Source organism: Vibrio sp. YT-16 (genome assembly GCF_033337405.1).
GTDB lineage: Bacteria > Pseudomonadota > Gammaproteobacteria > Enterobacterales > Vibrionaceae > Vibrio > Vibrio alginolyticus.
The window spans coordinates 1-2,085 of the sequence record NZ_JAWOQQ010000057.1; the positions used below are offsets into that span (position 1 = coordinate 1).

Consider the following 2,085-nt stretch of genomic DNA (forward strand, 5'->3'; position numbering starts at 1 on the left):
TGGAACGGGTGGGCATGGATTGCAGGCGCTGCCCTCTACTTGCTCTGCCTGCCGGCGCTGCGTCGCGGGCTTTGGAGAAATTCTTCAAATTCCCGTTGCACATAGCCCGGCAATTCCTTTCCCTGCTCTGCCATAAGCGCAGCGAATGCCGGGTAATACTCGTCAACGATCTGATAGAGAAGGGTTTGCTCGGGTCGGTGGCTCTGGTAACGACCAGTATCCCGATCCCGGCTGGCCGTCCTGGCCGCCACATGAGGCATGTTCCGCGTCCTTGCAATACTGTGTTTACATACAGTCTATCGCTTAGCGGAAAGTTCTTTTACCCTCAGCCGAAATGCCTGCCGTTGCTAGACATTGCCAGCCAGTGCCCGTCACTCCCACTCGATTGTAAACAAGCACACAAAACCCTTTAGTGACAACAATTTGCAAGAACTATCAGGCTCAGTGCCATGAAAAATACCATGACCAGATCATGAGGTTGAACACGGCTTGCGCCGGCAGCGTTCACGCTCCTGGTCGGCGATCTCGCCCGGCTGCAATGCTAGCTCAGCATCGGTCATGCGCTCCAGCACGTCGCGTAGGCGGATGGTGCAAGGAATGGGCGGCAGCTCGAACTCATAGCCGCCGGCGATCATTTCGGCCGCAATCTCCTCGGTGATGAAAAACGGCTCGTCGTCTTGGTTCGGCTTCTTCATGCCCTTTCCTCCTGGCGCTCATCCTGGCCGACAGCGGCCAGGGCATCGGCTTCCGTCAATGCGTCCTCCACGAACGCGCCGTGCTGCTTCGCTTCGGCCTGGCTGACCTCGGCCCATATCCGTTTCACCTGGGCCGCACTGTACCCGGCCAGCTCGGCGGTCTTGTTGATGCTGTAGCCGGACTTGCGCAGCGCGACAACTTGGGCGCGGCGCTTCGGATCAGCACGGCGGCCCTTGTACCGCCCGGCCTGGCGGGCCAACTCAATGCCTTGGCGCTGGCGTTCGCGCCTGTCCTCGTAGTCGTCGCGGGCCATCTGCAAGGCCAGGCGAAAAAGCATGATCTGCACGGCTTCCAGCACGATCTTGGCGACGCCCTGGGCCTCGGCCGCCAGGTCGGATAGATCGACCACGCCAGGGACGGCCAGGCGTGCGCCTTTGGCCTGTATCGAGGCCACCAGGCGCTCGGCCTCGGGCAAAGGTAGGCGGCTGATGCGGTCGATCTTCTCGGCAATGACCACCTCGCCGGGCTGTAGGTCGCCGATCATGCGCAGCAGCTCAGGCCGGTCGGCGCGTGCGCCGGATGCCTTCTCACGGTAGATGCCGGCGACGTAGTAGCCGGCGGCCTTCGCGGCCGTAGTGATCGCCTCTTGGCGTTCCAAGTCCTGCGCGTCGGTGCTGACGCGCAGATAGACCCGCGCCACCATCGGCGCGGCTACTGGCTTCGTCCTGCGCATACTTGCGGGCTCCTTTGGGCATACGCAAAGTGTCCGGTCATGCTACCCCCGGCCAAAAAGGCCGTCATGCGATTTATCTTGGCCGGGTCGTTATTGGCGGGTCTAAATGGCCGCTCCGTGGATCTCATCGCCAGAAATGGCGATGCGAGATCCAGGGCAGGGCGGCCGCCATCGTCAGACCTGGCGATGGTCGACGCCGGCGCGCATCGTCGGATGTGGCGATGCGAGCTCGAGGTCGGTGGCCACCGCCGGCGACCTGGTGCCATCGTCGGCAATGGCGATGCTGCAGCTCGACGTGCGCGGCCTGGTCGTCTCGGCATCGTCGGATGCGGCGATGCTCGAGCGAGGCGAAAAAAAACCGCCTCGGGGTGTCCGAGGCGGCAAGTCTGCATGCGGTTCAGGGAGGAAGAAACCGCGCCGGCGATCAGGGAGGAAAACCGCGCGGCCTGATGTGCAGCTCGGCCACTTTAGCCGGATTTTTCGACTTATCCGATGCGAGCGGCCCGCCGTGGGCGCTGCTCGATCTGCTGTTGCTTTTTCTCGACGTGCTTCTGCTCCTGGTGCTGCTGCTCGTCGCGCGGCACTGTTGCAAAGTTAGCGATGAGGCAGCCTTTTGTCTTATTCAAAGGCCTTACATTTCAAAAACTCTGCTTACC

General features: G+C 61.9%; 3 protein-coding genes and 1 pseudogene. 2 read left to right on the forward strand and 2 right to left on the reverse strand.

The genetic code is table 11. From position 1 onward, the window contains the following. Positions 1-105: pseudogene (locus R7F07_RS24635) on the forward strand (TCR/Tet family MFS transporter); the annotation flags it as partial. A 365-nt stretch (positions 106-470) separates the two neighbouring features. On the opposite strand, the gene R7F07_RS24645 reads toward R7F07_RS24635, so the two are convergent. Beyond that, positions 471-695: a hypothetical protein gene (locus tag R7F07_RS24645; protein WP_000743213.1), complete on the reverse strand. Its 225-nt coding sequence runs from the start codon at positions 693-695 to the stop codon at positions 471-473. Continuing rightward, positions 692-1,429 carry a recombinase family protein gene (locus R7F07_RS24650; RefSeq protein ID WP_001366550.1) on the reverse strand — a complete coding sequence of 246 codons (738 nt, stop codon included), beginning with the start codon at positions 1,427-1,429 and terminating at the stop codon, positions 692-694. Before R7F07_RS24650 ends, R7F07_RS24645 begins: the two co-directional genes overlap by 4 nt. 326 nt (positions 1,430-1,755) lie before the next feature. Between R7F07_RS24650 and R7F07_RS24655 the strand changes: the two genes are divergently transcribed. After that, positions 1,756-2,085, forward strand: a 330-nt coding sequence (locus R7F07_RS24655) for a hypothetical protein (RefSeq protein ID WP_170868628.1), incomplete at its 3' end; no start/stop codon positions are given.

Coding starts and splice junctions, on each gene's coding strand:
- R7F07_RS24645 (WP_000743213.1), bottom strand. CDS start 695: ATGAAGAAGCCGAACCAAGACGACGAGCCGTTTTTCATCACCGAGGAG.
- R7F07_RS24650 (WP_001366550.1), bottom strand. CDS start 1,429: ATGCGCAGGACGAAGCCAGTAGCCGCGCCGATGGTGGCGCGGGTCTAT.